This is a genomic window from Streptomyces sp. NPDC049687 (genome assembly GCF_044465285.1).
Taxonomy (GTDB): Bacteria; Actinomycetota; Actinomycetes; order Streptomycetales; family Streptomycetaceae; genus Streptomyces.
In genome coordinates, this window is the sequence record NZ_JBITLN010000017.1 from 156463 (window position 1) to 183234 (window position 26772).

At 71.8% G+C, this 26772-nt stretch carries 27 protein-coding genes and 1 pseudogene; 14 read left to right on the forward strand and 14 right to left on the reverse strand.

Features of this window, described 5'->3' with window-relative positions:
* The first annotated feature begins 2 nt into the window (after window positions 1-2).
* Window positions 3-377 carry a roadblock/LC7 domain-containing protein gene (locus ACIBVL_RS37300; protein WP_399104624.1) on the forward strand — a complete coding sequence of 125 codons (375 nt, stop codon included), beginning with the start codon at window positions 3-5 and terminating at the stop codon, window positions 375-377.
* A gap of 5 nt (window positions 378-382) precedes the next feature.
* On the opposite strand, the gene ACIBVL_RS37305 is transcribed toward ACIBVL_RS37300, so the two are convergent.
* Complete coding sequence (locus ACIBVL_RS37305) at window positions 383-1120, reverse strand: beta-glucanase (RefSeq protein ID WP_399104626.1); 738 nt, start codon at window positions 1118-1120, stop codon at window positions 383-385.
* Window positions 1121-1228: 108 nt separating this feature from the next.
* Window positions 1229-1981 (reverse strand): SDR family oxidoreductase, encoded by a 753-nt coding sequence (locus ACIBVL_RS37310; RefSeq protein WP_399104628.1) that lies wholly within the window; start codon window positions 1979-1981, stop codon window positions 1229-1231.
* A gap of 132 nt (window positions 1982-2113) precedes the next feature.
* On the opposite strand from ACIBVL_RS37310, the gene ACIBVL_RS37315 reads away from it, so the two are divergent.
* Window positions 2114-2731 (forward strand): TetR/AcrR family transcriptional regulator, encoded by a 618-nt coding sequence (locus ACIBVL_RS37315; protein ID WP_399104630.1) that lies wholly within the window; start codon window positions 2114-2116, stop codon window positions 2729-2731.
* A 36-nt stretch (window positions 2732-2767) separates the two neighbouring features.
* On the opposite strand, the gene ACIBVL_RS37320 is transcribed toward ACIBVL_RS37315, so the two are convergent.
* Window positions 2768-3031: a WhiB family transcriptional regulator gene (locus ACIBVL_RS37320; protein ID WP_399104632.1), complete on the reverse strand. Its 264-nt coding sequence runs from the start codon at window positions 3029-3031 to the stop codon at window positions 2768-2770.
* Between the two features lie 179 nt (window positions 3032-3210).
* Here ACIBVL_RS37320 and ACIBVL_RS37325 point away from each other — a divergent pair, with 179 nt between their 5' ends.
* Together ACIBVL_RS37325 and ACIBVL_RS37330 are read left to right on the forward strand one after the other, a co-directional pair.
* Complete coding sequence (locus ACIBVL_RS37325) at window positions 3211-4098, forward strand: oxygenase MpaB family protein (protein ID WP_399104634.1); 888 nt, start codon at window positions 3211-3213, stop codon at window positions 4096-4098.
* Window positions 4099-4254: 156 nt separating this feature from the next.
* Window positions 4255-5172 carry an SGNH/GDSL hydrolase family protein gene (locus ACIBVL_RS37330; protein WP_399104636.1) on the forward strand — a complete coding sequence of 306 codons (918 nt, stop codon included), beginning with the start codon at window positions 4255-4257 and terminating at the stop codon, window positions 5170-5172.
* 13 nt (window positions 5173-5185) lie between these two features.
* Here the strand turns inward: ACIBVL_RS37330 and ACIBVL_RS37335 are convergent, their stop codons facing one another.
* The 3 genes from ACIBVL_RS37335 to ACIBVL_RS37345 all read right to left on the reverse strand — a co-directional run bounded on the left by ACIBVL_RS37335 (window position 5186) and on the right by ACIBVL_RS37345 (window position 11567).
* Window positions 5186-8197, reverse strand: a complete 3012-nt coding sequence (locus tag ACIBVL_RS37335; protein ID WP_399104637.1) for a glycosyl hydrolase — start codon at window positions 8195-8197, stop codon at window positions 5186-5188.
* Window positions 8198-8732: 535 nt separating this feature from the next.
* Window positions 8733-10214 carry an MFS transporter gene (locus ACIBVL_RS37340; RefSeq protein ID WP_399104681.1) on the reverse strand — a complete coding sequence of 494 codons (1482 nt, stop codon included), beginning with the start codon at window positions 10212-10214 and terminating at the stop codon, window positions 8733-8735.
* A 276-nt stretch (window positions 10215-10490) separates the two neighbouring features.
* A complete protein-coding gene (locus tag ACIBVL_RS37345; protein ID WP_399104639.1) occupies window positions 10491-11567 on the reverse strand; it encodes a helix-turn-helix domain-containing protein in 1077 nt (358 codons plus the stop codon).
* Window positions 11568-11779: 212 nt separating this feature from the next.
* On the opposite strand from ACIBVL_RS37345, the gene ACIBVL_RS37350 reads away from it, so the two are divergent.
* The 3 genes from ACIBVL_RS37350 (at window position 11780) to ACIBVL_RS37360 (ending at window position 14272) form a co-directional block, all read left to right on the forward strand.
* Window positions 11780-11905 carry a hypothetical protein gene (locus ACIBVL_RS37350; protein WP_399104641.1) on the forward strand — a complete coding sequence of 42 codons (126 nt, stop codon included), beginning with the start codon at window positions 11780-11782 and terminating at the stop codon, window positions 11903-11905.
* Window positions 11906-12294: 389 nt separating this feature from the next.
* Window positions 12295-13620 (forward strand): lipase family protein, encoded by a 1326-nt coding sequence (locus ACIBVL_RS37355; protein WP_399104643.1) that lies wholly within the window; start codon window positions 12295-12297, stop codon window positions 13618-13620.
* A 142-nt stretch (window positions 13621-13762) separates the two neighbouring features.
* Entirely contained in the window at window positions 13763-14272 is a 510-nt protein-coding gene (locus tag ACIBVL_RS37360; protein ID WP_399104645.1) for a molybdenum cofactor biosysynthesis protein, read from the forward strand.
* Here ACIBVL_RS37360 and ACIBVL_RS37365 read toward each other — a convergent pair.
* From ACIBVL_RS37365 to ACIBVL_RS37380, 4 genes are all read right to left on the reverse strand, one after another.
* Window positions 14269-14739: an ATP-binding protein gene (locus tag ACIBVL_RS37365; protein WP_399104647.1), complete on the reverse strand. Its 471-nt coding sequence runs from the start codon at window positions 14737-14739 to the stop codon at window positions 14269-14271. The genes ACIBVL_RS37360 and ACIBVL_RS37365 overlap by 4 nt on opposite strands.
* 152 nt (window positions 14740-14891) lie before the next feature.
* Window positions 14892-15707 (reverse strand): chitosanase, encoded by an 816-nt coding sequence (locus ACIBVL_RS37370; RefSeq protein ID WP_399104649.1) that lies wholly within the window; start codon window positions 15705-15707, stop codon window positions 14892-14894.
* A gap of 431 nt (window positions 15708-16138) precedes the next feature.
* The gene (locus ACIBVL_RS37375; RefSeq protein ID WP_399104651.1) at window positions 16139-16411 is read right to left on the reverse strand and encodes a hypothetical protein; all 273 of its coding nucleotides are present in this window, start codon (window positions 16409-16411) and stop codon (window positions 16139-16141) included.
* 486 nt (window positions 16412-16897) lie between these two features.
* Window positions 16898-17332, reverse strand: coding sequence for a hypothetical protein (locus ACIBVL_RS37380; RefSeq protein WP_399104653.1), 435 nt, complete (start codon window positions 17330-17332; stop codon window positions 16898-16900).
* Between the two features lie 64 nt (window positions 17333-17396).
* Between ACIBVL_RS37380 and ACIBVL_RS37385 the strand changes: the two genes are divergently transcribed.
* Window positions 17397-18095, forward strand: coding sequence for a helix-turn-helix transcriptional regulator (locus ACIBVL_RS37385; RefSeq protein ID WP_399104655.1), 699 nt, complete (start codon window positions 17397-17399; stop codon window positions 18093-18095).
* Window positions 18096-18409: 314 nt separating this feature from the next.
* Here the strand turns inward: ACIBVL_RS37385 and ACIBVL_RS37390 are convergent, their stop codons facing one another.
* The gene (locus ACIBVL_RS37390) at window positions 18410-19003 is read right to left on the reverse strand and encodes a TetR/AcrR family transcriptional regulator (protein ID WP_399104683.1); all 594 of its coding nucleotides are present in this window, start codon (window positions 19001-19003) and stop codon (window positions 18410-18412) included.
* A gap of 112 nt (window positions 19004-19115) precedes the next feature.
* On the opposite strand from ACIBVL_RS37390, the gene ACIBVL_RS37395 reads away from it, so the two are divergent.
* Window positions 19116-20126 carry an NADP-dependent oxidoreductase gene (locus ACIBVL_RS37395; RefSeq protein WP_399104657.1) on the forward strand — a complete coding sequence of 337 codons (1011 nt, stop codon included), beginning with the start codon at window positions 19116-19118 and terminating at the stop codon, window positions 20124-20126.
* Between the two features lie 197 nt (window positions 20127-20323).
* Here the strand turns inward: ACIBVL_RS37395 and ACIBVL_RS37400 are convergent, their stop codons facing one another.
* The gene (locus ACIBVL_RS37400; protein ID WP_399104659.1) at window positions 20324-22591 is read right to left on the reverse strand and encodes a M4 family metallopeptidase; all 2268 of its coding nucleotides are present in this window, start codon (window positions 22589-22591) and stop codon (window positions 20324-20326) included.
* A gap of 408 nt (window positions 22592-22999) precedes the next feature.
* Here ACIBVL_RS37400 and ACIBVL_RS37405 point away from each other — a divergent pair, with 408 nt between their 5' ends.
* The gene (locus ACIBVL_RS37405; RefSeq protein WP_399104661.1) at window positions 23000-23452 is read left to right on the forward strand and encodes a hypothetical protein; all 453 of its coding nucleotides are present in this window, start codon (window positions 23000-23002) and stop codon (window positions 23450-23452) included.
* A gap of 9 nt (window positions 23453-23461) precedes the next feature.
* Here ACIBVL_RS37405 and ACIBVL_RS37410 read toward each other — a convergent pair whose 3' ends face one another.
* Window positions 23462-23914, reverse strand: coding sequence for a flavodoxin family protein (locus ACIBVL_RS37410; protein ID WP_399104663.1), 453 nt, complete (start codon window positions 23912-23914; stop codon window positions 23462-23464).
* Window positions 23915-24237: 323 nt separating this feature from the next.
* Between ACIBVL_RS37410 and ACIBVL_RS37415 the strand changes: the two genes are divergently transcribed.
* The 3 genes and pseudogenes from ACIBVL_RS37415 to ACIBVL_RS37425 form a co-directional block, all read left to right on the forward strand.
* On the forward strand, window positions 24238-24612 hold the full coding sequence (locus tag ACIBVL_RS37415) for a hypothetical protein (RefSeq protein ID WP_133916664.1): 375 nt from the start codon (window positions 24238-24240) through the stop codon (window positions 24610-24612).
* Between the two features lie 160 nt (window positions 24613-24772).
* Window positions 24773-25144 (forward strand): ArsR/SmtB family transcription factor, encoded by a 372-nt coding sequence (locus ACIBVL_RS37420; RefSeq protein WP_399104685.1) that lies wholly within the window; start codon window positions 24773-24775, stop codon window positions 25142-25144.
* Window positions 25145-25326: 182 nt separating this feature from the next.
* Window positions 25327-25512, forward strand: a pseudogene (locus tag ACIBVL_RS37425) (DUF3500 domain-containing protein); the annotation flags it as partial.
* A 163-nt stretch (window positions 25513-25675) separates the two neighbouring features.
* On the opposite strand, the gene ACIBVL_RS37430 reads toward ACIBVL_RS37425, so the two are convergent.
* Window positions 25676-25912, reverse strand: coding sequence for a hypothetical protein (locus ACIBVL_RS37430; protein ID WP_399104665.1), 237 nt, complete (start codon window positions 25910-25912; stop codon window positions 25676-25678).
* Window positions 25913-26179: 267 nt separating this feature from the next.
* Here ACIBVL_RS37430 and ACIBVL_RS37435 point away from each other — a divergent pair, with 267 nt between their 5' ends.
* On the forward strand, window positions 26180-26647 hold the full coding sequence (locus ACIBVL_RS37435; RefSeq protein WP_399104667.1) for a hypothetical protein: 468 nt from the start codon (window positions 26180-26182) through the stop codon (window positions 26645-26647).
* Window positions 26648-26772 lie beyond the last annotated feature (125 nt).

The window sequence follows — 26772 nt, forward strand, 5'->3', positions numbered from 1 at the left end:
CCATGAGCGACCCCGTGAACGACATCCTCATCTCCCTACGGGACAAGGTGATGGGTGTCACCGAAAGCACGCTCGCGACCGTCGACGGGCTGGTGGTGGCCAGTGACGCCGGCAAGACGCATCCGGAGTCCATGGCCGCCGTCGCCGCGGCCACGCTGTCCCTCGGGCGCCGACTCGCCGACCAGGGCGCCACCGGAACCCTGCGGGAGATGAGCGCCCGGTGCAGCGCCGGGCATGTGATCGTCACGGCGGTCGGGGAGCGCGCCCTGCTCGCCGTCGTGACCGACGAGGGGCTGGACCTCGCCGCGTTCCGTCGGGAGATGCCCGCGTTCGTGGCGGAACTCGGCGGCATCCTCGACAGCGACGCCCCGGACTGAACCCCTCACCCGTCACCCTCGTCGACCGCCTCCGGGCGCGCGAGCGGCCGCAGCACGACGAGGCGCTGCACCTCGTACGACATCTCGCTGGTCCCCGGGTCGGGCGGCGGGTGGTAGCGGCCCGCGCACACCGAGAGGTTGACGATCAGATACGCGTGCCAGTCGCGCCCCACTCCCTGCCCGTCGGCGAACACCTGGCCGCCGTTCACCCACCAGACCACGGACCCGCCGCCGAACTCGACGCGCAGATCGATCCACGCGCCCGGTCCGATCGCCGGGTCGCGGTGGTAGAGGCTGCCGCCTCGGACGTGGTTGCTCAGTTCCAGGAGGTCGGGGTTGTCGGGGTGGTACTCGAAGACGTCGATCTCCTGGTCGCCGTCCCGCCAGGTCCAGATGGCCGGCCAGGCCCCGGTCTCGCGCGGCAGCCGGACCCGTGCCTCGAGCACGTCCCCCGTGCGGACCTCGAAGGCCTCCTCACTCCCCTCCGTGGTGAGCAGACCGGTGTTCCACCGCCCGTCCGGCCGGCGGGTGGCCCGGAAGGTTCCCGAGCGGCAGTAGGCGGGATCCGCCACGAGATGGTCCAGTTTGTTGTCGTCGGGATTGACGGGGCCACCGTTCGGATACGCCCATGACCGCCCCGCCACCCATTGGCGGGTGGAGGTGAAGTCCGCGGTGAAGACGGCCTCGGTGCCGTACCGGCCCGCCGCGGACGGGGGCGGGCTGTCGGATGCGGTTTGCTCCATGGGCGGATGCTGCTCCGCGGATGACCCGGGAATGCGGGGGCCCGGTGAATCCGCCGCGAGGACAACCCGCGCGGGTGAACCGCCCCGCTCCCGGCGGCCTGGCCCGCCTCAGGCGATGCCGCCGTTGGCGAACAGCACCTGTCCGTTGACCCAGCGTCCGGGACCGGCGAGGAACGCCACCGTCTCGGCGATGTCCTCCGGGGTGCCCAGACGCTCCAGCGGGGCCTGGGCGGCGAGGCGGGCGATCGCCTCCTCGTCCTTGCCCTCGAGGAAGAGCGGGGTGGCGGTGGGCCCGGGCGCCACCGCGTTCACGGTGATGTCACGGCCGCGCAGCTCACGGGCCAGCACCGGCGTCATGGCCTCCACGGCGCCCTTGCTCGCCGCGTAGGCGGCATAGCCGGGGAAGGACAGGCGGGTCACCGAGGTGGAGAAGGTGACGATGGCGCCGCCGCCGCGCACGCGCCGGGCCGCCTGCTGGGCCACCACGAAGGTGCCGCGCACATTGGTCCGCGTCAATCGGTCGAAAGCGTCCAGGTCGTAGTCGGCGACCGGCCCCAGGACCATGACCCCCGCGGTGTGGACCACGACGTCGGTCCCGCCGAAGGCCCGCTCCAGCGCATCGAAGGCCTCGGCCATCGCACCCTCGTCGGCGACGTCTCCGGCGACCGCGATCGCCCTCCCCCCGCCGGCCACGATGGCGGCGACGGTCTCATCCGCCGCCGCCTTGTTTCCGGCATAGTGCACACCGACGGCCATGCCGTCGGCCGCGAGCCGCTGGGCGACGGCCCGGCCGATGCCCCCGGAAGCACCGGTGACCAGGGCGACCCGTGCGGCCCGCGTGCTCTCTGTGTTCTCGGACATGATGCTGCCTCCGCTTCTTCCTGGGCGCTTCTTTATGAACGCCACGTTCATATAATCACGTTGTGGACGTCGCGTCCATATGCCAGGGTGAGGCCGGTCGGACAACAGTGACGGGACCAGGGAGGTCGGCGCATGCCGGAACGGCCGGAAGGCGGAGCAGCAGCCGCACGGGTACGGAGGGGCCGTGGTCGGCGCCCCGCGGACGAGGTGCGCGCCGACGCGCTGGACGCGGCCGGCGCCCTGCTGCTCGACCGCGGCATGGGCGCGTTCACCATCGAGGCGGTCGCCGACCGGGCGGGCATCAGCAAGACGACGATCTACAAGTGGTGGCCGTCGAAGGGGGCGCTCGCCCTCGACGGCTACTTCCACGCCGTGGAGTCCGCGCTGGCCTTCCCGGACAGCGGTGACCTGGAGGCCGATCTGACGGCGCAGCTGCACGCCTTCGTCCAGCTGCTCACGAGGACCCCCGCCGGGAGGGTGATCGCCGAGCTGATCGGCCAGGCGCAGACCGACCCCGACCTGGCCGCCGCTCTCGCGCAACGCTATTCCGCCCCCCGGCGTGAGCTGGCGGTCCGGCGGATGCTGCGGGCGCGCGAGCAGGGGCAGCTGCGCGCCGACGTCGATCCCGAGATCGTCGTGGACCAGCTCTGGGGGGCCTGCTACCACCGGCTGCTGCTGCCCGACCTGCCCGTCACCGAGGAGTTCGCGACCGGCCTGGTCGCCCATCTGATGCGGGGCATCCGGGCCTGACCGCGGGGCGGGGTCCGGGCCCGATCAGGACGGTGGTCATGGCGCCCTGCGGGGCAGGCGGTCGAGCCGCAGGCTCCGGCGCTCACCGGCCGTCATCGCACCCCACACCCCGTCGCTCTCGCCGTGCCGCAGGGCCCAGGCGCCGCAGGCTCTCATCACCGGGCAGCGGTGACAGACGGCCCGCGCCTGCTCGATCTGCCGCAGCGACGGGCCGTCCTCGCCGAGCGGGAAGAAGAGTTCGGGGTCCTCGAAGCGGCAGGCCGCCGCCTCGCGCCAGTTCGTCGAGAGGAAGGACGTCATGGATACCTCCGGCGATCATTTCGCCGACTCCGTCGGGGCAGCACGGATCCGCGATGCTGGTCGCATCGCCCGACCCGGCAGAGGTACAAAGAAATATAAGCACTTTCAACCGTTTCGGCCATGGCTGAGGTTCGAGTGACGAGGGAGCCACATCCGGCCGGGAGGAGGGCACGGCACCCATGAGACTCACCGAAGCGGTCGGCCGCGGCCCCAGGGAGCGTCTGGGCCAGGGTCTCTTCGCCCGGGTCGCCGGGCCGGACGGCGTCCGTCGGCGGGCCCGCATCCACGGCACTCCCGGCCCGCGCTGGTTCGGGCCGGAGCGGCCGGTCCGCCGGGTGCACGGGGATGCCTCCATGTTCATCGGCGGGCTGTCCGCCCTGCTGCTGCAGTCGCTGCATCCGCGCGCCATGGCGGCCGTGGCCGCCCACTCGGGCTACCGGGGCGACCCGTGGGGCCGGCTCCAGCGCACGAGCCTCTTCCTGGCCACCACCACCTACGGCACCGCGGTCGACGCCGAGCAGGCGTGTGCCCGGGTACGGGCGGTGCACGAGCGGGTGCGGGGTCTGACCGAACGCGGTGAGCCGTACCACGCCTCGGATCCGCATCTGCTCGGATGGGTGCACATCACCGAGACGGACAGTTTCCTCCGCGCCCACCAGCGGTTCGGCGCGCATCCGCTGTCCGACGACGGGTACGACGGCTATGTCGAGGACATGGCGCGTGTCGCCGTCGAACTGGGCGTCCCCGATCCGCCCCGCAGCAGGGCCGAGCTCACCGAGCGGCTGGCCGCCTACCGCCCTGAGCTCACGGTCACCACGCAGGCACTGGAGGCCTCCCGCTTCCTGCTGCTGCACCCTCCCCTTCCGCTTGCCGCCCGGCTCCCCTACGGGGTGCTCGCCGCCAACGCCGTGGCACTGCTCCCGCGGTGGGCCGCGGAGGAGCTGCGGCTGCCCAGGGTGCCGGCGGTCGAGGAGGCGTGCCTGCTGCCGCTCGGCCGCGCCGCCACCGCGACGATCCGCTGGGCGATGGCCCCGGCCCGGCAGCGGGTGACGACGGCCGTCGGCTGACCCCCTGACCGCATCGCAACGCCCCCCGTCGGCAACGTAGTTCTTCCCGCCTATGGCCCCGGCGGCCTGCCCGGCGGTATACAAACTCCGGCGAACAGTACGGCGGCCGCACGGGACGCCGTAGCCGGCCCTGGCGGGCTCGGGGGGAGGAGCGCGATGCCGCGCGAGACACGCACGGGAGCATCGGTCGGTCTGCACGGAAAAGGGGTCAGGTTCCTGGCGGCGCTGGGCGGTTGTGCTCTCGTGGCGGCGTCCCCGGCGCCCGCGGCGGCACACGGTGGCGGCGAGGCCAGGGCGAAGGAATACGTGGCACTCGGGGACTCCTACACCTCCGGGCCCCTCATACCCCGACAGATCGACGCCGATTGCGCCCGGTCCGACCACAACTACCCGTCGATCGTGGCCACGCGGCTCGGCGTGACCCCCTTCAAGGACGTCAGCTGCGCCGGCGCGACGACCGAGAACATGTGGAAGACGCAGGGGACCAACGGACCCCAACTGGACGCTCTGCGGCGGGACACGGACCTGGTGACCGTGCAGATCGGCGGCAACGACTTCGGCTTCGGAACCGTCATCGCCACCTGCGCCCGGCTGGCCTCGCAGGATCCGGCGGGCAACCCGTGCCGTCGCTACTACGGGGCGTCCGGAGTCGACCAGTTGACCGTGGCCGTCGCCCGGACCGCGCCCAAGGTCGCGCGGGTGCTGCGGGACGTGCACGCCCGCGCGCCGCACGCGCGCGTGCTCCTCGTCGGCTATCCGGACCTCCTGCCGGACGACGGCAGCGGCTGCGCCCCCTCGGTGCCGTTCGCGACGGGCGACTTCCCCTACCTCCGCGACACGGGCAAGCGCCTCAACCTGATGCTGCGGCTGGTGGCGGGCTGGAACCGCGCGGAGTACGTGGACACCTACGGAGCGACCGTCGGCCACGACATGTGCAAGTCCCCGGCGGACCGCTGGATCGAGCCGATGCAGCCCGCCTCCCCGGCGGCCCCGGCCCACCCCAACGCCAGGGGCGAGGCCGCCATGGCCGACGCCGTGCTGCGGCGCCTGACCAGGGGAGGACGGGGCCACTGAACCACGGCGACGGTCAGCGCAGAACGCTCCGGGCGTACGGCACCAGGCGGACCGGGCCCACCAGGCCGTAATCCTGACGGGCGACGGCTCCGAACACGGCGGGCCGGACCACCCGGAGCCGGTTGACGAGCGGCGTCGCGACCTCCACCTCGATCACGTTGGGCCCGGACCTGAGCAGCGCGCCGATCTCGACGACGGGGTGGAGCCGGTCGACGGCCGCCGCGCGTGTTCCGTTGACGGTCACCCGGACGGTGTCGCCGACCTGGCCGAGCTCCAGACGGGTGTCATACGCCGACGTCCAGTCGCGCGGCAGGGTGACCGTCGTCCGGTACCGGCCGACGCCCGCGGAGTCGGCCAGCTCCTGAATGCGCGACCAGGGCAGCAGGGTGTCGAGCGTCAGCGTGCGGCGCACGTGTTCGGTGCGGGTCGGACCGGATCCGGGGTACCAGTCCTCGACCTCCAGGTCCCACCGGGCCGGGGTGACCGGCGCGGGGACCGAGTCGACGGTGGTGGTGACGGTACGTCCGGTGGAGAGCAGGGTGGTGTACGTGCCGGGGGCCGCCGCACGGACGGTCAGGCCGCGGTCCGTGTAGAGGACCTCGGAGGCGTCGGTGGCGACGGCGTGGGGACGTGTTCCGTGGCGGTCCCCGAAGAGGCCGGGGCGGCCGAGCGCCACAATCGTCGCCTGTCCGGGCTGGAGGGTGACGCGCAGGGTGACGTCGTCGCCGTCCTCGGTGTAGCGGGCGATCCGCACGGCCTCGCCGGTCCAGGGGTCGAGCAGGTAGGGCACCGTAGTGCCGCCCCGGGTGCGGCGCAGGGTCACGTCGTGGTCGATCGGGGCCACGGGCGGCTTGACCGTCTCCGCGTGCTTGCCGTTGCACAGGTAGTAGAAGTCGGCGTCCCGGGTGACACGGTGGGCGTTGAGCAGGGTGGAGGCGGTGGCGTGGCGGACGTCGGCGGTGACGCCCAGACGGGCGAGGGCGTCGCCGACGGCCGCCTTGTCCGTGACCCGGGCGACGGTGGGCACGGCGAGCAGCCGGGCGAGGACGTCCCGCAGCCGGCCGGTCTCCCCCTCGTCGGACACGCCCGGGGTCAGCGCCTGGTCGAAGGCGCCCAGCAGGACCATGGGCAGTCCGGCCCGGGCCAGTCGCAGCAGTCTGCGGGCGTCGTCCAGGGCGAGGGTGGGCGTGGAGCCGTGGAAGAAGTCGCCTTCGACGAAGAGGGCCTTGTACGCCGGCCCGTCCGGGGCCAAACGGCCGTGCGACACGGTGGCGTTCGGCAGGTCCAGGAGCGGGCCGCTGAGGAACTGGTGGGTCCAGCCGAGCGGGACGCCGGTGGCGGTGAACCAGGAGGCGCCGATGCCGGTGGCGGTGTAGCCGGTCTGGCGGAAGATCGCGACGTCCGCGCGGGCCGTGCCGGACTGGAGGACGGTGTGGACGCGGCCCAGGTAGTCGGCGATGTCGTTCATGTGGCGCCAGGTCGGCTGGCGCGGTCCCCAGGACTCGCCGTAGCCGGGCCCGCCGTTGTAGGGGCTGAAGGCGGCGAACCCGGGCCACTCGGCGCCGGGAGCGGTGGCGTAGGAGAAGCCGTGGACGACGGTCTGGTTGACGCCCGCCGCGTAGGCGCCGCCCATGGTCCGCAGGAACCGGTCCCAGGTGGTGCTGTAGGCGGACCCGTTGTAGGCGCCCGCCTCGCAGGACAGCACCGTGTGCCCGGCCATGTCCCTGCCGCCGGCCAGACAGCGGTAGTCGTCGAGGTTCTTGAAGCCCAGGGACTCGCCCTCGGGGATGTCGAGGATCGCGGCGGAGGCGATGGCGTCGGTCTGCAGGCCGTAGGGCTGGGCGCGCAGGGTCATACCGAGCGAGTGGGCCCAGTCCCGCAGGGCGCGGACGTGGTGACGGTTGAACAGATGGGAGACGGTCTCCCAGAAGTCGTGCCGGACCTGCCGGGTCAGCTGCGCCTCGAACGTGAACACCTGGTTGCCGTCGTCCAGGATCACGGCGGGCAGGAACGGCAGCAGGGGCCGTCCGGTGTGCTTCTCGAAGGCCTCGGGCAGCGCGGGGGTCCAGGTCAGACCGTCTGTCTCCAGCTCCACGGAGTCCTCGAAGAACGCACCGCCGGCCACCTTCAGCAGGCCCCGCAGGGACGGCGTCAGCAGCTCCCGCTCCCAGAAGCCGGTGACGGCGGCGGTGCCCGCGGCACTGAGGTGGTCGACGACATGGGCGGCGGGCACGGAGTGGGGTCCGGACTCGGGCTGCTGGCCCGTGCCGCGCGCCCAGTAGGCGATCAGCACCCAGTCCCCGTCCTCCGGCGCCGTCCACGTCAGTGTGCCGTCGGTGACGGCCGCGGTGAGGTCGTGGACACTGGACGCGTCGAGGCCGGTCTCCTTGCGGGTGGAGTGCGCGGGCTCGAGCCGGGCGGCCTGCACGGCGACGAGGCTCTGCCCGCTCACTCCGGTCGCGGGGGCGTGGCCGGGCGGCGGCACCGGGCCCCGATAGGTGGCTCCTCCGGCCAACGACGCCCGTCCGAGAACGAGTTCACGGGCGGCGGCCTCGTCGTCCGGGGCCAGGCCGGGGACGGCGACGGGCCAGCTGGGGCCGAGGGTCAGATCGATCGTGAGCCCCCGGCGCGCGGCGCGGCGCAGGGCCGCCTCGACTCCCTCGCGCCACGGCCGGCTCGCCCAGCCGTGGTGCGCGGTGTCCAGGGCCGACTTGTCCTTGAGGCTGTGGTGTACGGCGGCGATCTCGGCGCCGCCGAAACCCGCGTCGGCGATCCGGTCGACCTCCCGGGCGATCTCGTCGGCGTCCACCAGCCCGTCCGGCCACCACCAGCGGAACCTCGGCCGCCTGCCACCGGCGGGGGCGGCGAACCAGTCGGCGGTCGGACCACGGCCCTCGGCGGCTGACGGCCCGGCTGCGGCGACGGGGCCCCCTGCCCCGACGGCCGCGACGATCCCGGCCGTGACTCCGGCGGCGAGGACGGTACGGCGGGTCAGGCTGCCGCGCGACGAGACGCTTTCGGACAAAGAGACGCTCCCCAGGTGGTCACCGCGATTGAATCGTTTCAACCCCGCTCACAAACGCCCGAACGGTAAGCCGCGTGTTCCGGCGGGGTCAAGTGCCTTGCACGGAGGCCGTGTTGCCAGGTGGGCGTCACCCGCGTGAGATCGGCGCCGAGCCGCGCACCGGTCACCGTCAGGTCGTCCTGGTGGGCCTCCCAGCGGGCGACCGCTCCGCGGCGGCCTCGGCGAAGGCGGCCGGAACACCCGTCGGCGGCTCGCCCGGCCGATCTGCCGCGTCTCCGGCTCCCACCCCCACGCGCGCGGCCGGGGCGGACGTCGGCGCTCCGCCCCGGCCAGGGGTGTGCCGGAAGACAGGCGCGCCGCGGGGTCGAGCAGGTCGTCGAGCGCTCCGTGCCCGCCGGCCCGGGCGCGGGCGTGGTCGGCGAGGGTGCACGGGATCTTGTTGCAGGCGTCGAAGGACGGCTTGAGGGGCGACACCCGGCCGGCCGGGCCCGTCGGCGGGAACGGGGTGAACAGGTGCCACCTGGTCGTTGTCGGGTCAGGCTCCCGGGGGGCCCACACCGCCCTTGAGGCGCTCCAGGTCCGAGGGGCGTACCTGGATCACGACGACGGCGATCAGGGCGGCGATGACGGTGAAGATCGCGGCCATGATGAAGGCGGCGGAGACGCCCGCCGTGAGGACCTCGTCGGACCAGGGCGCGGGGAGGTCGCCGGTGCGCTGGAAGCGCAGGCGTTCGGCGGGGGTGGCCTGCGCGAGGAAGGCTGGGACCTGCTGGTCCGCCTCGTTGCGGCTGGCCGTGCCGAACATGGTGACCAGGATCGACAGGCCGAGCGAACCGCCCACCTGCTGGGTGGCGTTGAGGAGCCCGGAGGCCGCGCCGGTCTCGGGCGTGGGCACGTCGGACAGCGCCATCAGGGTGAGCGACACGAACTCCATGCCCATGCCGAGGCTGAAGACCAGCATCGGCCCGAGGATGCTGCCCGCGTACGTGGAGTGGACGTCCGTGAGCGTCAGCCAGGCCAGGCCCGCCGCGGCCAGGATCGCGCCCACCACCATGAAGGGTTTGGGGCCGTACGTCGGCAGGAACCGTGAGGCCAGGCCCGCGCCCACCGCGATCAACGCGCTGACCGGGAGGAAGGCGAGTCCGGCGGCCAGCGGACTGAAGTCGAGCACGTTCTGGACGAAGAGCGTGAGGAAGAAGAACATGCCGAAGATCGCGGCGGCCAGGCACAGCATGATGCCGTAGGTGCCCGCGCGGTTGCGGTCGGCGAACATGTGCAGGGGCGTGATCGGCTGCCTGGAGCGCCGTTCGACCAGGACGAAGAGGGCGAGCACCACGACGGCCGCGCCGAACGAGGCCAGGGTGAGCGGGTCGCGCCAGCCGTCCTGCGCGGCCCGGATGAAGCCGTACACCAGCAGCACCATGCCGACGGTCGAGGTCAGCGCGCCCGTGAGGTCGAAGCGGCCGGGATGGCGCTCGGACTCCCTGATGTAGCGGGGGGTGGCCAGTGCGATGAGCAGGCCGATGGGCACGTTGACGAAGAGCACCCACCGCCAGTTCAGCCACTCGACGAGGATGCCGCCGGCGAGCAGTCCGATCGCGCCGCCACCAGCCGAGACGGCTGCGAACACACCGAAGGCCCGGTTGCGTTCGGGTCCCTCGCGAAAGGTGGTGCTGATCAGGGCGAGAGAGGTCGGGGAGGCGATGGCTCCGCCGATGCCCTGCAGGGCGCGTGCGGCGAGGAGTTGGCCCTCGTTCTGGGAGAGACCGCCGAGCAGGGAGGCCAGCACGAACAGCAGGACGCCCACGATGAACACACGCCGTCTGCCGAGGATGTCGCCGGCCCTGCCGCCGAGCAGCAGCAGTCCGCCGAAGGTGAGCGTGTAGGCGTTGACGACCCACGACAGGCTGGTGGTGGAGAAGTCCAGGGAGCGCTGGATGTCGGGCAGCGCGATGTTCACGATGGTGATGTCCAGGACCACCATCAACTGGCAGGACGCGATGACCAGCAGCGCCATCGCGTTGCCCCCGCCGCCCTGTTGCCGGGCGGAGGTCTGTGTCGCGGAGGTGGGCTCGGAAGCTCTGCTCATGACGTGATCGCCCGCTCGGAGTGCGGGCCCCTTGGAGATGACCGGCGCACGGTGGCGTGCGCTGCCGTGTCCACCGTTCGACCGTACGCCCCCGGCGGGACCGTCACCACTCGGGTATCCGTCGGCCGCGCGGGCCCGCCGGACCAGGACTCCCCCGTGGTCCTGGCCCGGCACCGGCGCCCGGGGCACTCCGTGCCCCGGTGATCACCAGGATGCGGCAGAGGCGGGTGGTGTGTCGTTGGCGGAGGGTCCACAACCGGTTGGCACTGCGTCCACAGAGCCCGCCCTGCCGTCGGCGATCCGTGCCCGTTCGCGCGAGACCAGTGCCCTTTCGCGCAGTTCGCTGGGCGGGACGCCGTAGGCGGTGCGGAAGGCGCGGGTGAACTCGGCGGCGCGGGGGAAGCCCCAGCGGACGGCGACGGCGTGGATCGGCTCGGTGCGCAGATCCGGGTCGCTGAGGTCACGACGGGCGTGCTCCAGCCGCTGGTCGCGGATGTAGGCGGCGATACCGAGGCCCTCGTCCCGGAAGAGGCGGTACAGGTAGCTGCGTGAGATGTGGTGGGCGGCGGCGATGCGGTCGGGCGTGAGGTCCGGGTCGCCCAGGTGGCGGCGGACGTAGCTCTTGACGTGCAGGACGAGCGTGCGGCTGCGGGTCTCCGGCGGCAGACTCCGGTCGTCGTCCACGGCGTGCGCGAAAGCGGCCGTGACCAGGTCGGCGACGACCGTGCCGAGCCGGGGAGCATCGGAGGGCCGGTAGGGCCTGGTGTCCGAGATCAGCTGGCGGAGGATCTGCGCCAGCAGCGCGCCGGTGCCCTCGCGGCCCGATATCAGGCCCCCCAGGACCCGGTCGACACGGTGTCCGGGCACGGGCACGAGGGCGCGCGGGAGTTCGACGCCGACGATCGTGACGGGGTCGGAGCCGGTGGCCACCTCCCACGACCGTGACGAGGAGTTGGTGTGGAAGTCGTTGATCCGGTAGGTCGCCTGCCGTCTGCCCCAGACGGCCGCCCCCTCGCCCTTCAGCAGGAGCGACAGGTGATAGGTCTCGGGGTCGGACTGCCGGACGAGTTTCGCCGTGCGGTGGAACTTCAGGGGGTCGAAGGTCGCCGGCCACACGGTCACCTCGCCCAGCACGATCACCCGCTGGTGGCCGCGGTAGTCCGCGGTGTGGTCGGTGCTGAGCCGCATGGGGGCGTGGGTGCTCCCCATCCGCTGAACCCAGGCGTCGAAGCGGTCGCTCGGCGGCAGATCCATCGTCCGGAAGACCGACTCTTGCAACATTCGCGCAGTCAACCACACAGGTCGCGCGGCCTGTTGTGGTGGTGCGTTCACGGCAAGTGCGCGGTGTCGACGACCGCGGAATCTCCCTTCCAGGCGGTGAGGGTGATGCAGCCGGGGTCGCCGTTCCCCTCCAGACAGCGGACGACGTACTGGATGCGACGGCGACCCGGCGCAGTGGGTGATCGACGACGGCGGCGCGGCAGCCGGCCGCCGTGGGCGGCTCGGACGAGTTCCACTCGGCCGGCCCGCCGCCGGTCGGCGCCAGGGAACTCCCCCGGACGTGGATGGCGCCGGTGCCGCTGTCGGCGACCACGGGCGGGGTGTGGGCGAAGTCGTAGCGCGAGCAGTGCTTGCGTGACCGGCGTCGCGGTGTCCTCCGGGTTTCCTCCTGAGGTGCGCCCGGTGTCACCGACATCGGGGGTCCTGCATGACAGGAGGAGCGCGCCGGCGAGGCGCGACGCACCGATCCGCTGGTGCCGCAAACCGGCCGCGGAAGATCGTTCGCGGATCACCTTTCACCCAAAGCCGGTGAACGTATACGCGCTGTCATATTACTGAAACGTAACCTACCGGGCAGTACCCGCGGTAACCCAGCGGTCGGTACGGTCCTGACAGTTCGTCTAAGAACGGTACGGGGCCGCGGTTGGGACGACCGGCGCTCCGTGCCGTCCCCCCACCCGAGCCGCAGACGAAGGCTCGGGCCTCCCTTCTCCTCCGGAGGTCCGCCATGCCCACCCCCACCCGCCTGCTGGCAGCGGCCGTGACCGCGGCCGCCTGCCTCGGCACGACGGCCGTCCCGGCCGCCGCAGCCACCGACACGGATGCCGTGATCTCGCGCGGTGTCACCATCCCGGCGTTCTACGACCCACCCGCCACCCTCCCGGCGGCCGACGGCGCGCTGGTGCGCAGCGAACCCCTCCCGCTCGCACTGAGCCTGCCGGGCCTCGACGGGCCGCTGCCCGGCCGGGCGACCCGGCTGATGTACAAGTCCACGGACTCCGCCGGACAGCCGGTCGCGGTGACCGGCGCCTACATCGAGCCGACGGCCTCCTGGCGGGGCAGCGGGGCGCGTCCGCTGGTCGCGGTGGCGCCGGGCACCATGGGACAGGGCGACCAGTGCGCGGCCTCCCTCGGTCTGGAGCATCCGCTCCTGGTCAACTGGGAGACCCTGTCGGTCGGCTACGAGGACCTGGCGATCTACCGACTGCTCGCGCGGGGCATCGCCGTCGTGGTCACCGACTACGCCGGGCTCGGCGCGACGGACCGGCTGCACACCTACGTCAACCGGGTCGACGAGGCCCACGCGGTCCTGGACGCCGTCCGCGCGGCCCGTTCCCTCGACGGTACGTCGGTCACGGCCGCCTCCCGGGTGGGGCTGTACGGCTACAGCGAGGGCGGCGGGGCCACGGCGGCCGCCGCGGAACTCCAGCCCTCCTATGCCCCCGACGTCACCCTGGCCGGGACCTACAGCGGGGCCCCGCCGGCGGACCTGGTCGCCGTCACCGAGGCCATCGACGGCAGCGACCTCGCCGGGGCGCTGGGCTGGTCGGTCAACGGGTTCGTGCAGTCGGACCCCGAGCTGAAGCCGATCGCGGACGCGCACCTGAACGCGGCCGGCAAGGCGGCCCTGAAGGATCTGTCGACCATGTGCGTGGGCGACGCCCTGCTGGCCTACAGCTCGGCCAGCAGCACGTCCTGGACCACCGACGGGCGCTCGCTCAGCGACATCGTGCAGTCGGAGCCGACGCTCAGGGCGTTCCTCGCCGACCAGCGCATCGGCAATCTCGAGCCGGCGTCGCCGGTGCGCCTGGCGACCGGCACCGCCGACGACCTCGTACCGCACGCGCAGGCACGTTCGCTCGCCGTCGCCTGGTGCGCGAAGGGCGCCGACGTCACGTACAAGCCGGTGGTGCTGCCCGGCCTGGGCCGGGCTCTGCTCAACCACGTGACGCCGTTGCTCACCGACCAGGGCGACGCCCTCTCCTGGCTGACCGACCGGCTGAACGGCAGGCCGGCGACCTCCAACTGCGCCGCGATGCCCCTGCTGCCCTGAGGTGGCCCCGCTCCTCGCAGGAAACGGGACGGGGGCCGCCGCTCCCGTCCCCTCCGCCTTGCGATCGCACGCACCAGGCACCGCCGGGCCCGCCCTCCGGGCGGACGACGCTACTTTCACAACACGCCCTAGGGTGGGGCCCATGACCGAGGTCGAGGTGGTGGAGTTGCTGGTGTCGCCCGTGCATCGGTTCGCGGGGCGTCCCGCGGACGGGCCGGCGGGCGGGCCCGAGGACGAGCCGGTGCGGCGGGTGGAGGTGCGGCGCGGCCTCGGGCTGGTCGGCGACCGCTACTTCGGCCGTCCGGCACACCGGGACGCGGCGGTGACGATCATGGCGGCGGAGAATCTGCCGGTGCGCCTCGACGCCTCCGTCGGGCTGCCGCAGACCCGGCGCAACATCCTGCTGCGGGGCGTCGACATCGACTCCCTCGTCGGTTCGACGATCGTGCTCGACACCGGGGCGGGTCCCGTGGGGTTCGCCGTGAACCGCCCGGCGCGGCCCTGCGCGTGGATGGACGTGACGGTCGGCCCGGGTGCGCAGCGCGCCCTGCGCGGCAAGGGCGGGGTGCGGTGCACACCGCTGTCCGACGGGGTGCTGTCCGTAGGGCGGGCGGCCTTCGCCGTGGTCGACGTGTTTCCCGAGCCGGCCTAGCCAGTGCCGTGACCGGATCGCCGTACGTCCGACAGACCGAGGTGGGCGACGATCCGTTTGCCGACCGGTTCCCGTACGGCGTCGACTCGCTGTGCCACGGCCCGCACGATCTCCAGCCCGTGCTGGCCCACCCGGGTCGGGTCGGACGCGCGGGGCACCGGGAGGACCGGATCGGTGTCCCACACCGCGATCTCGACCGTGTCGTCTGCGACGCGCAGCTGCAGCAGGACCGGGCCGGGCGCGTACCGCAGCGCGTTGGTGACCAATTCGCTGACGACGAGCTGCGAGAGGTCCACGGCTCTGGCCGACACCGGCAGCCCGTGCCGGCGCCGGACGCGGGCGAGGAAGTCCCCCGTCAGACGCCGTGCACGGGCGATACAGCCGTCCTTGCCGTCCAGGGCCACCGTCGTCTCGAGCGGGATGCCACCGGAGCCGGTGTCACCCTCGTCGGGCGGAACAGGTTTCATCCGGACCGCCTTCACTGCCCCGTTCATATCGGCGCGACTACCCGCGAACCCGCCCCCTACGCCACAGACGTACCACCCACCGGGTGATCCGCTCCGGCTGTCGTTCGCGGGGTTCCCGCGAGTCCGACGGGCCGCCGTGAACGCGCCTCCCGTCAGCCGAGGTGGTAGCTGTCGCCGTAGACCTTCCAGTCCAGCGGCGTGTCGAGGCCGAAATTGCCCTTGCGGAGGAAGACGCGCTGGGCGGTGTCGACCCGGCTGGTGTCGCTGTGTGCCTCCTCCTGCTTCATGGCCCAGACGCGGGCGTCGAGGAAGGCGTTGAGGTACGCCGTCTCGTCACCGCCCTGGGCCGGCGGCTTCGCCCTGTTCAGCGCGCGCTTGCGGATGTTGCGGAAGCTGGTGGGGTCGGTGCCGTCGCCGTGCATGACGATCGCGTCGTAGTAGATGAACTGGCCCAGGGTGCGCAGGCCGTCCGTCTTGCCCTGCCTGACGGACGGGTCGAAGTAGACGCGGTCGCGCTCGTCGTTCTGCGCCTGCTGGAACGCCGTGTCCTGGGCGGCCTTGCGCCAGTCCTTGGGGTAGTCGGGGTCGAGTCCGGCGTGTGAGTCGCTGCCGTCTACGGCGCGCAGGGCGGGGAGGTACTTGGCGAGGACGTTTCCGGGCTTGCGGTCGGTGTAGAGCTCCACGAGGTCGAGCATGTCGCCGGTGCCGGAGCAGAAGCCGATGATGCCGGCGGTGTAGCCGCGGCCGTCGCCGATGTCCTCGATGTACTTGTACTGGGCCTTCCAGTCCAGCGAGGAGTTCTCGGCGCTCGACACCAGCTTCATGGCGATCTCCTTCTTCGCCGGGTCGTCCAGGCCGGTCGCCGCGGAGGGCGGGGCGGCCGCGGTGGCCTGCGGGGAGGTTGGCAAGGTCGCGACCGCGAGCGCGCCGGTGACGGCGAGAAACGTGCGGCGGGATGTGTGCACCACAGTGGCTCCAGAAGGCAGTGGGGGGTGGGATGCGCAACTGACAGGAAGGTTTCCTATCAGGGCCCGGGTGGTGACGTAACCCCCCGCACCGATGTTCGTACGATCGAACAAGTGCGCGTTCAAACCCGCTTTCCCATCCGGGAGTTCACGGCCTTGTGCTCGGCCGCGCCCGGCTTCGTCCACGCCTCTCCCGGACGTCTGGCGCGATCACTCTGCGCCCCCGACACCCCGAACCGGCACATCCTCCACGAGTCGCTGCGGCTGCTGCCGGTCTCCTGGAACCTGCTGCGCATGACCTCCCCCGACCTCCCCCGAGTTCGGCCTGCTCGACTGGCGCATCGGCTCCGCCGACGACGTCCTGATGCTGCCCCTGACGCCGCGGAGGCGTTCCGCCCCGAACGGTGGCACGATCTCGATCCCGACACGACGGGTCAGGGAGCGCCGGGGCTGTCGCCCAGCCAGTCGAAGCGGCGGGGGTCGGCTCGGCGCCGGACGTAGAGGGCACGGCCACCGGGGCCGTAGCGGCCGATCTCCGTCGTGAGCGCCACCTCGCGCGGCGCGTGGTCGGGCCGGTCCGTCACGTCGAGCAGCAGCCCGTCCAGCGGGCCGCCCACCAGGTGGGCGTAGGTACGGTCCGGGCGGGGGCCCGCGTCCTCGTGGTCGGCGCCGTAGACCCTGCCTCGCAAGAACTCCGTCTCGTCCATGACCAGCAGCCTGGCATCCACCACTGACAACGGCCCCGGGGATCGGAACCGGCCCGGCGACGGGCGGTCTTCGGCCGAGTCGACCGGGCCGGGGACGCGAAGGCACATGCCGAATCGGCCGCATGGGGTCACGGCAGTCGTGCACCTGGCGGCCGCCCACCGTCTGCGCCGCCGTGGCGACGCCTGGCACTGGCCGCGGGACGTGTCGTTCACCGCGGGCACCGTCACAGTGGCGTGAGCGGCGTTGGGCGCAGCGCCCGGCGGGCCGTTCACCGCCCACATGGTCCAGCACCTGTCGGCCGGCATGATCGCTCCGCTGTTGCCGGTCCTCACCCGGCTCTCCCTACTCGAACCGAATGCCGGACACGGCGAGGTACAGGCCGCCCCCCGACGATCCACGCTCCCACCCGGCCCTGACCCCTGCCACTCGAGGCGACCTGCCCCGCCGATGGACCGGCGGGGCAATCGGTGTGCGTCGCGCCGGTTTCAGTGCTCCCGCCTGCCGTGGTAGCGCTCGGCGAGGCGTGCGAGTGCGACAGCACCGAGGAGGAGACCGAAGTCGCGCAGCGCGATGTCGTAGTAGTCGGGGATGGTCAGGAGGTTGACGATGATGCCGGCCAGCCAGCCGGCCACCAGCCAGGCTCCGAAGCGGGGAGCGAGGGCCACGGCGGCACCTGCCACGACTTCGATCACGCCCACGGCGTACATGGCCGCCTGGGCGCTGCCGGGAACGAGGTCGTTGATCCATGGCGCGAGGTAGGCGGGCCAATCCACGAGCAGGTTGGCGAACTTGTCCAGCCCGAACAGGATCGGCGCCACCGTGAAGGCGGTGCGCAGGATCGCGAACGCCTGATAACCGGGATCGGCGAGCAGCGCACGCCGCGGGGTGGCGGACGGGGCGCTTGTGGTTGCGGAGGACATGGCAGCCTCTCCTTCTATCGACAGCTCTCATTACTTATAGAAGCTCGGATCCCTTCTTTAGTCAATGCCTGTTGGTTTTACACTGGTGCTCGTGGACGACCCGAAGGAAGTACGCGACGCCGATGTCTCCGCCATTGCCGCCCTGGATGAGCCGACGCGCAGAAGGCTGTACGACCATGTGGTGCGCCGTCCCGGCCCTGTCAGCCGGGACGAGGCAGCCGCCGCGCTCGGTCTGGCACGCCAGACCGCGGCGTTCCACCTCGACCGCCTGGCCGATGAATCGCTGCTCGACGTGGTCTACGAGCGGCGCAGCGGGCGGGTGGGTCCGGGAGCGGGCCGGCCGGCCAAGCTGTACCGGCGTTCGACGAGACAGATCGCGGTCAGCCTGCCGGACCGGCGCTACGAGCTCGCCGGACGACTCCTCGCACAGTCCGTGGAGGAATCCGGCGTCACCGGTGAGCCGGTACAGAATGTGCTGCACCGCAAGGCCGAAGAGTTCGGCACGCTGTTGGGCGGACCGGACGGCGGAAGCCTGTTCGACCTGCTGGAGCGGTACGGCTTCGAGCCACGGCACGAAGAAGGTGCCCTTGTACTCGGCAACTGCCCCTTCCATGCCCTGGCCCGTGAGTACACGCAGACGGTGTGCGGCATGAACCTGCACCTGCTGCGCGGTGTCCTTCACGGGCTGGGCGAGTGCGGGTACACGGCCTGCCTGTCGCCCAGCCCGGGCCGGTGCTGTGTCCGGCTGGAGCCCGTCGACTGATCGCCTGGCTCCTCTCCCGGCTTCGGCGGCCGGGCCGCTGCCGCCGCCCTCGGGGCGGCACGCAGCCGTCGCCGAGCGGCGCGGTGGCTTCTTCGTGGCGGCGCGGGCGCTGGAGCGGCCGGCGGAGCGCAGCCCCGGCCGCCGGCGCGGGCGCGGGCCCGCGCCGGTACGCCAGGGCCCGCTTGGTGGCGGCCGTGCGCCTGCGGGAGCGCACGGCCCGACGCCGGTGCTCTTGACCGCCTTGGCGAACGCGGTGTTGAACCGTTCAGTGCCGAGCGCACGGCCTGGTTCGCCGGTCCACACGCGTGACGAGTTCAGCTGCGGGCCCGAGAGCGGTTCTCCTTCTTGGCATTGTCGCTCCCCGGGCTCGTCATGATCGCGCCCACGACGACGTCGAAGAGGTGATCGGCGCGTGGCGCGAGCGCCGGTTGGTCGTTGAGCCACGCGAGCGACCCGGCCAGCGCGTACAGGTCGGTGCCGTCGATGTCGGTGCGCGCCGTGCCGTCATCCTGAGCGCGGCCGAGGAGCCGGGTGCCGGCGGCGCGCATCGTGACGCACGAGGTGTGGAGCGCGGACTGCGGGTCCTCGATGGCGGCCACCATCAACGCCACGACGCCGCGGTAGTTGTGCGCGACGGCGACGAAGTCGCGCAGCCACGACACCAGTGCGTCGTCGGGCGAGTTCGCCGTTTCGAGGTCGCCCGCCCTTGCCGTCAGCTCGTCGAAGCTCGTACGGAGCAGGGCCTCGAACAGCGCCTCACGCGTCGGGAAGTGACGGAGCAGGGTGGCGAGCCCGGTGCCGGCTCGGCGTGCAATGTCACGCATCGACGCCTCGGCGCCTTGCTCGGTGATGACGGCGCCCGCGACTGCGAGCAGGTGGTCACGGTTCTTCCTGGCGTCGGCCCGCATCTGCCCCTCTTGACTATCCGGATCAGTGGTCCATATTATCTGGTTCGGCGATCCGTTTAATGTGGATCGCTGATCCGATAAGCGTATCCCCTGGTAGGGCAAGGAGAAAACGATGCCGACGCAGATGATGAGGGCCATCCGGCTGCATGAGCACGGCGGCCCTGAGGTTCTGCGGTACGACGAGGTGCCGGTTCCCCGGCCGGGTCCGGGTGAGGTTCTCGTGCGCGTGCACGCGGTCGGCATCAACCCTCCGGACTGGTATCTGCGCGACGGGCTGAGCAACATACCTCCGGAGACGAGGCCGAAGTTCGACTTGCCCGTCATTCCGGGGACGGACGTCTCGGGCGTCGTCGAGGCCGTCGCCACGGACGTGGAAGACCTCTCCGTCGGCGACGAAGTCTTCGGTCTCCTTCGCTTTCCCAGCTTCGACGGCAGCGCGTACGCCGAGTACGTGGCGGCGCCCGCGTCCGACCTCGCACGCAAGCCGGCCGGCATCGATCACGTGCACGCCGCCGGGGCACCCATGGCCCTGCTCACGGCGTGGCAGTTCCTGATCGAGCTCGGACACGATCACCCGTCGCCCTTCCAGGCGGCGCGGCATCGCCCGGTGGCACTCGACGCCGACACCACGGTGCTCGTCAACGGCGCCGCGGGCGGCGTCGGGCACTTCGCAATCCAGCTGGCGAAATGGAAGGGCGCACGGGTCGTGGCGGTGGCATCGGGCGCGCACGAAGCGTTCCTTCGCGAGCTCGGCGCCGACGACTTCATCGACTACACCAAGAGGCGTCCCGAGGACCTCGTGCACGATGTCGACCTGGTCGTCGACGCCGTCGGCGGCCGCGAGAGCAGCCGCTTCCTGCGCACTCTCAAGCGCGGCGGCGCCCTGTTCCCCGTGTTCTTCGGCGAATACGACGACGAAGAGACCGCGAGGCTGGGCGTCACGGTCTCGGGCACCCAGGTCCGCTCGAACGGCGCTCAGCTCGCCGAAGTGGGACGCCTGCTCGACGCCGGCACGGTTCGCGTCGCGATCGACAGCACGTTCCCGCTCGCGGATGCCCGCGCCGCGCACGAACGCGCCGCCCGAGGGCACATCCAAGGCAAGATCGTACTCACGGTCGCCTAGGAACCCCGACCCGTTCGGTCGGCTCGATCGCCGCGGGAGATCGCCGACACGGTCACCATGGTGCAGTCGGCGGGGCACGTGGGCCCCGACCGCGCTCCCTCGTCTCTCCCCTGAAGCGCACCGCCGCCCGGCCCCTGCGGGTCCGGGCGGCGGTGTACTGCGGTGTCCTGCCGGCGTCATGTCACCGCCGGCTCTTCTCAGGGAGTCAGCTGCCAGCGGGCGATGTAGCCGACGTCGATCGACGCGCGGTCCTGGACACGCAGCTTCCAGGTGCCGTTGAGGGGCTGGGCGGAGGCGTCGACCGTGAAGGTCTGGTCGACGTTGTCGGCGGAGCCGCCGCTGCGGTTCAGAAGGGAGTAGACGGTGCCGTTGGGGCCGACCAGGTCGACGGTCAGGTCACCGCGGTAGGTGTGGACGATGTTGACGTAGACCGAGGTGGTGGCGGAGGCGTTGCCGTCGCGGCCGGTGATGGTGACCGGGGACTCCACGGCGGCGCCGTTGTCGGGGATGTCGACGCGGGTGGCGCTGGCGTAGACGTACGCGATCCGCCAGGTGAAGGTGTCCGTGACCGACGCGCCCGTGCTGTCGGTGACAGTGAGGGTGACGTCACTGCTGCCGAGGGTGGTCGGGGTGCCGGAGATCAGGCCGCTCGCGCTGATGCTCAGGCCGTCGGGAAGCCCGGTCGCCTCGTAGGTGAGACCGGCGCCGGAGTTGGTGGTGTAGGCGTCCACCTGCAGGCTGACCGCCTGGCCGACGCCGCTGGTCTGGTCGGCGACCGGGGCCACGTTGACGCCGAGGGCGATACGGCTGCCGACGTTGATGGCCGCCCAGGCGTCGGCGACCTGGAGGTACGTCGGGCTGTAGGCACCGAAGAGATCGGCGGCCGCCTGGAGCGTGGCGGTGCGGGCGCCCGCGTAGTTCGTCGACGAGGTCATGTACGTCGTCAGCGCCCGGTACCAGACCGCGGCGGCGTTCTCGATGCCGATGCCGGTGACGGCCTGGCCGTCGTAGGTCGGACTGTCGTAGGAGACGCCGTTGACGGTCTTGGCGCCGCTGCCCTCGGAGAGCAGGTAGAAGAAGTGGTTCGCCGGGCCCGAGGAGTAGTGGACGTCGATGCTGCCCAGGGTGGAGCTCCAGCTGTCGCGGGAGGAGCCGTCCTTGGAAGGCTTGTCCATGTAGCGCAGCGGGGTGCCGTTGCCGTTGATGTCGATCTTCTCGCCGACGAGGTAGTCGGCGGGGTCGGCCGCGAGGTTCGAGTGGAACTCGACGGCGGCGGCGAAGATGTCCGAGGTCGCCTCGTTCAGGCCGCCGGACTCGCCCGAGTAGGTCAGGTTGGCGGTGGCGGCGGTGACACCGTGGCTCATCTCGTGGGCGGCCACGTCGAGGGCGGTCAGCGGGTGGGTGTTGCCCGAGCCGTCGCCGTACGTCATGCAGAAGCAGCTGTCCTGCCAGAAGGCGTTGACGTAGCTGTTTCCGTAGTGGGCGCGGCTGTAGGCGGCGACGCCGTCGCCCCGGATGCCGTTGCGGCCGTACACGTCCTTGTAGTAGTCCCAGGTGGCGGCGGCGCCGAAGGCCACGTCGACACCGGCGGTCTGGCGGTTGGACGGGGTGCCGTCGCCCCAGACATCGTTGTCGTCCGTGAAAAGGGTGCCGGTGCCGGAGGTGCCCTGGTTCAGGTCGTACGTCTTGTGCCCGGCGCGGTCGCCGTCGGTGAGCTGGTACGCCGAACCCGACAGGGTCGTGCCGAGCGGGACCGTGCCGCTGTACTGGCCGGTGCCCGTGCCGGTGTGCACCTTCTCGGCGGCGAGGATCTGCTTGCCCGTGGTCGCGTCGGTGACGACCTGGAGCTCACTGGGCGTGCCGTCCCGCTGGACGCCCTCGACGAGGCTCTCCCAGGCGAGGACGGGCCTGCCGGTGCCGGCCCAGACGACGAGGCGCGGCGCGCTCTCCGTCTCGTACCCCTTGACCTCGGCGTTCCTGGCGGCGGCGAGGGCCTTGCCGGTGGCCTTGGAAGCGGTGAGCTTCGGGGTGAGGGAGGGCACCTTCAGGGTGGCACCGCTCGCCTTGGTCACGGTGGTGCGGCCGCTCTTGAGGTGGACGACAAGGTCGCCGCCGAGGACGGGAAGGCCGCCGTAGGTGCGCTCGTAGCGGGTGTGAGTGGTGCCGTCGGCGTCCTGGATGACGTCCTTGACGAGGAGTTTCTCCTGGCCGCCGAGGCCGAGCCGCTGGGCCGTCGGGCCGGCCTCGGTCTGCGCGCTCCTGATCAGCGAGGCGCGGCGGGCCGGGGTGAGGGACGCCGGCTCGGCGCCCGCCCGGGGCGTGGCGGTGATCTTGGCAGGGCCCGGGTCGGGTGCCGCGGAGGCGGCGCCGCTCTGGACCCCGAAGGTCAGCAGGGTGCCGGCGGTGGTGAGGGCGAGAGCCGTGGCGCGTCTGCGCCGGGGGGTGGGGCGGTGTCGCCGGGGCAACGGATTCTCCTTCTGTGCGACGGTCGGCCCGTAGGTGGAGGCCGAGGTGGGGCGGACCGGCGGGGTGGGCCGGTCCGGAGCGCTGCACGGCGGGCGGGTGGAAGGAGGTGGGGGGGTGGGGGGGTGGGGGTGCGCCTGATGAGGCGGGTGTGAAGGAAGGGTGAACTTCCGGAGCAGCGTGGCACCGCGCCCCCAGATTTGTCATGGGAATGCCAAAAGATCGGCTGGAAATGACCACGGCCGACCGGGGATTCGGTAAGACGGCGAAAGTTTTCGGCCGCGGACGGGGGACGGCCGACCGCCCGGCACTCACCCGTTCGAGTGGTCCCCGTCCGCGCACCGTCGTAGCGTCGAAACGAAGAAGACCGGCAGACCGGCGGGTCCCGGGACGCGCGGGCGGGAGCGGACATGCGACACATCACGAGGACGGCGACGACGCTCTGTGCGGCGCTGGGACTCACTGCGGCACTGGGCACCGCCTCGGCCGCCCCCGGCGCGCCGCCGTCCACCGCGCGGCAGGCCAAGGCGCCCGTCCTCGTCGACTGCTTCTGGCACACCCGCGTGCGGCCCCAGGCCTTCCTGCTGGCCTGCGGCGACGGCAACAGCCGGCTCGTCTCGCTGCACTGGAAGAGCTGGGGCTCGCAGTCGGCACGGGCGACCGGGGTCAACGTCGTCAACGACTGTGATCCGTACTGCGCGGCCGGCCACTTCCACCCGTACGCCGTGGTGGTGAAGCTGGACCACCCCAAGGCCTGGAAGAAGAACCCGAAGGTGCAGCACTACAGCCGGATGGTCCTCACCTACACCGGGGCGCGGCCGGAGCACTTCCCGCGTGTGCTGCCCCTACCGCTGTGGGACTGAGCCCGCCGGTCACTCCATCAGGCCCGCCGCCACCGTCGCGCCCAGCTCCCAGCAGGCCTCCGTGTCCGCCTTGGTCGGTTCCCCGGTGACGAGGACCGGTTCCGCCACGCGTCGCCAGCCGAGGCCGGTGGTGATGGCCTCGATGGCGCGGACGGCACCCGTGACGTCGCTGCCGCCGTGCACGTAGTAGCCGAAGGGGCGGCCCCGGGTGGTGTCGAGGCAGGGGTAGTAGACCTGGTCGAGGAAGTGCTTGAGGGCGCCGGACATGTAGCCGAGGTTGGCTGGAGTGCCCAGCAGAACAGCGTCGGCGGCCAGGACGTCGGAGGCGGTGGCGGCCAGGGCGGCCCGCCGTACGACCCGGACACCCTCGATCTCAGGGGCGGTCGCGCCCGCGAGGACCGCCTCGAACAGCGTCTGGCAGTGGGGCGACGGGGTGTGATGAACGATCAGCAAGGTGGCCACGGCACCGAACCCTGCCCGCTCGACCGCACCGCCGCAAGCGGCGCCCCGGGGCACGCTCCGGCGGAGCGAGGACTCCGCACCGGGGAGCCGTAGCCTGACGGGACCCGGCGATCGGGCTCTTCGGCGCCGCGACCCCGCCCCCCACGACCCGCTCGCTCAGCTTCCGTCCGTCCACGGTCAAAAAAGCGCGTGGATCTTCGTGTTTCGAACGTACTTGGGCCAGTCCCGGAGCATGTCACCGCTCCGGGGGGCGAGCTTCGTAGGTTCGGGGCACGAGCGGGGCCGGAGGAGCCCGGGCCCGCGCAACCGGCAGGAGGAGCGCCATGGCGAATGTCGAGATCTCTCTGAAGGAGATGATGACCGCGGTGGAGGGGGCGATGGGTGCCGCCGTCGTGGACTACACGAGCGGAATGGCCCTGGGCACGATGGGCGGCGGCAAGGACCTGGACCTGGCCGTCGCGGCGGCGGGCAACACCGATGTGATCCGGGCCAAGGTGCGCACCATGGAACACCTGGGCCTGAAGGGGGAGATCGAGGACATCCTGATCACACTGGGCAGCCAGTACCACCTCATCCGCCTCGTCAAGGGCCGTACGGGCAGCGGCCTGTTCATCTACCTCGTCCTGGACCGTGAGCGCTCCAACCTGGCCATGGCCCGCCACCAGCTCAAGCGGATCGAGAACGAACTCGAGGTGTAGGCACCCGCACGGTCCTCGGCTTCGCACACCCTCGAATTGAAGATTTCTTCATCTCGACACATCCAGATCAGCGCATCAGACGGGTGTGCGGAGCCCCTAGCCACGAGGATCGTGACGCGACCCCAGGACCAGCGAACGCGGCAGGAGCGAGCGATTGACCATGCAGGTCCCCCTCTACCAGGCCAAGGCCGAGTTCTTCCGCATGCTCGGGCATCCGGTGCGCATCCGGGTCCTCGAACTGCTGCAGGGCGGCCCCGTCCCCGTGCGGGACCTGCTCTCCGAGATCGAGATCGAACCGTCCAGCCTGTCCCAGCAGTTGGCGGTGCTGCGGCGGTCCGGGATCGTGGTGTCGATCCGGGAGGGGTCGACCGTCAGCTACGCGCTCGCCGGTGGTGACGTCGCCGAGCTGCTGCGGGCGGCCCGCCGGATCCTCACCGAACTCCTCGCGGGCCAGAACGAGTTGCTGGCCGAGCTGCGCCAGGCCGATCCGCCGCTGTCCGTCCCGCAGGGCGGCGGCACCGGCCGCGGTTGACGGGGAGCGGCCGTCTTCAGGTTTCCTTCAGGTGGGTCCTGTCGACGGTTACCAGAACAACGGCGGCGGCCGGGACACCCCCACCGAGGGCGCGTACTTCTTCACGTTCATGGGGACGCCGTCGACCACCGAGCCGTGGGGGCTTCCAGTACGAGGGCCACCACGTGGCCATCAACTACTTCGTGCTCGGCGGCCAGGTCGTCATGCCCCCCACCCACATGGGCTCCGAGCCGACCTCGGCGACCTACAACGGCGAGAAGGTCACCCTCTTCACGAAGGAGACCACGGCGGGTCTGACCCTGCTGCGGTCGCTCACCGACGCGCAGCGCGAGAAGGTGATCTCGTCGGAGCCGTCGTCCGCACCCCCAACGGGGGCGACCACGGCGTTGGCCTCCTCAAGCTGCACCTGCAGGACGATCACCGAGGCGGGTTGTGAAAGTGGCGTCGTCCGCCCGGAGGGCGGGCCACACGCCCCCAGACGCGCCGATCCCCGGGGCGGCGTGTGGGGCCACCCCGGGGCAGGGCGCGGGTTCAGCCGCCGCCGAGGCGGCTGCGCAGCAGTTCCTTGCCGAGTTCGGCGCCCTTGCGACTGTCCGCCTGGGCCTTGCGGAACAGCTCCGCGACCTCCCTGTCGTCGTCGCGCTCGGCGTCCTGGATGTAGGTCTCCAGCCGGAGCGCGTTCTCCAGGCACGCCTCTACGTACCAGAGCAGGTTGTAGTCCTTGTCCCGGGTACCGGTCACTTCGCCGGTCTCGGTGTGCGTGGCCATGCGAGGCCTCCTCCCAGCGTGGTCTTCGTCGTGCTCGCGGGCCGGGTACCCCTGGATCGGGTGGCCATACCGGACGCCGGCTGTCGAACATGGGCACGACAGTCGAACGAAACAGACCAAAACGCCAGGGTTCGCCACCCCTTCCGCCACGTAGAGATATCTACCAGCATGCGTGTGCCGAGGTCGGCGTATACGGCCGACGGCTTGTACCCGGTGCCGCGCCGACCTGCGTCGCCGGGTCCTGGGGACAGCACACGGAGCCGGATGATGAGCGATGCGATGTGGGAACGCGGCGTGGAGTGGCTCTCCGCCGCCGCGACGGACCCGAGGGTCTGTAAACGGGACTGGGACCAGGGTGACGGAATCGCCCTGCTGGAGGCGGGCCGCTACTGGGACGTGCTCAGCGTCCCGGACCGGCTGGGCCTGCTCACCCTGGACCTGCTGTGGCAGTCGGCGCTGCCCGTGCCGGGGCCGACCCTGGTGGACACCGCCTCCCACCGGGTGGGCTTCTTCCTGCCGCCCGATCCGGGCAGCCGGTGGATCGGGGCCGGGCTGCGGCACGCCGGCCGCGGGTCCTGGGTCGCGGTGCCGCCGCCGTACCGGCCCGCCCGGTTCCTGGAGTGGCTCGTCCCGCCGGACGGCACCGGCGCGCTGCACGCGCCCGTGACGCTGGAGCTGGCGCTGCGCCAGGCCAACGGAACGCTGGCGGTCCTGACCCCGCTCGGTGCCGACTAGTGCCGCGGCAGGCAACGTTCGCCCACTAGGTGTATTGACCCGTGAGGTTGGGGACGCGGCTGGCGGGTGGTTGGCCTTTGAGCGCGGTGTGTCCGCGGTGGTGATTGTAGGTGTGCAGCCAGCCG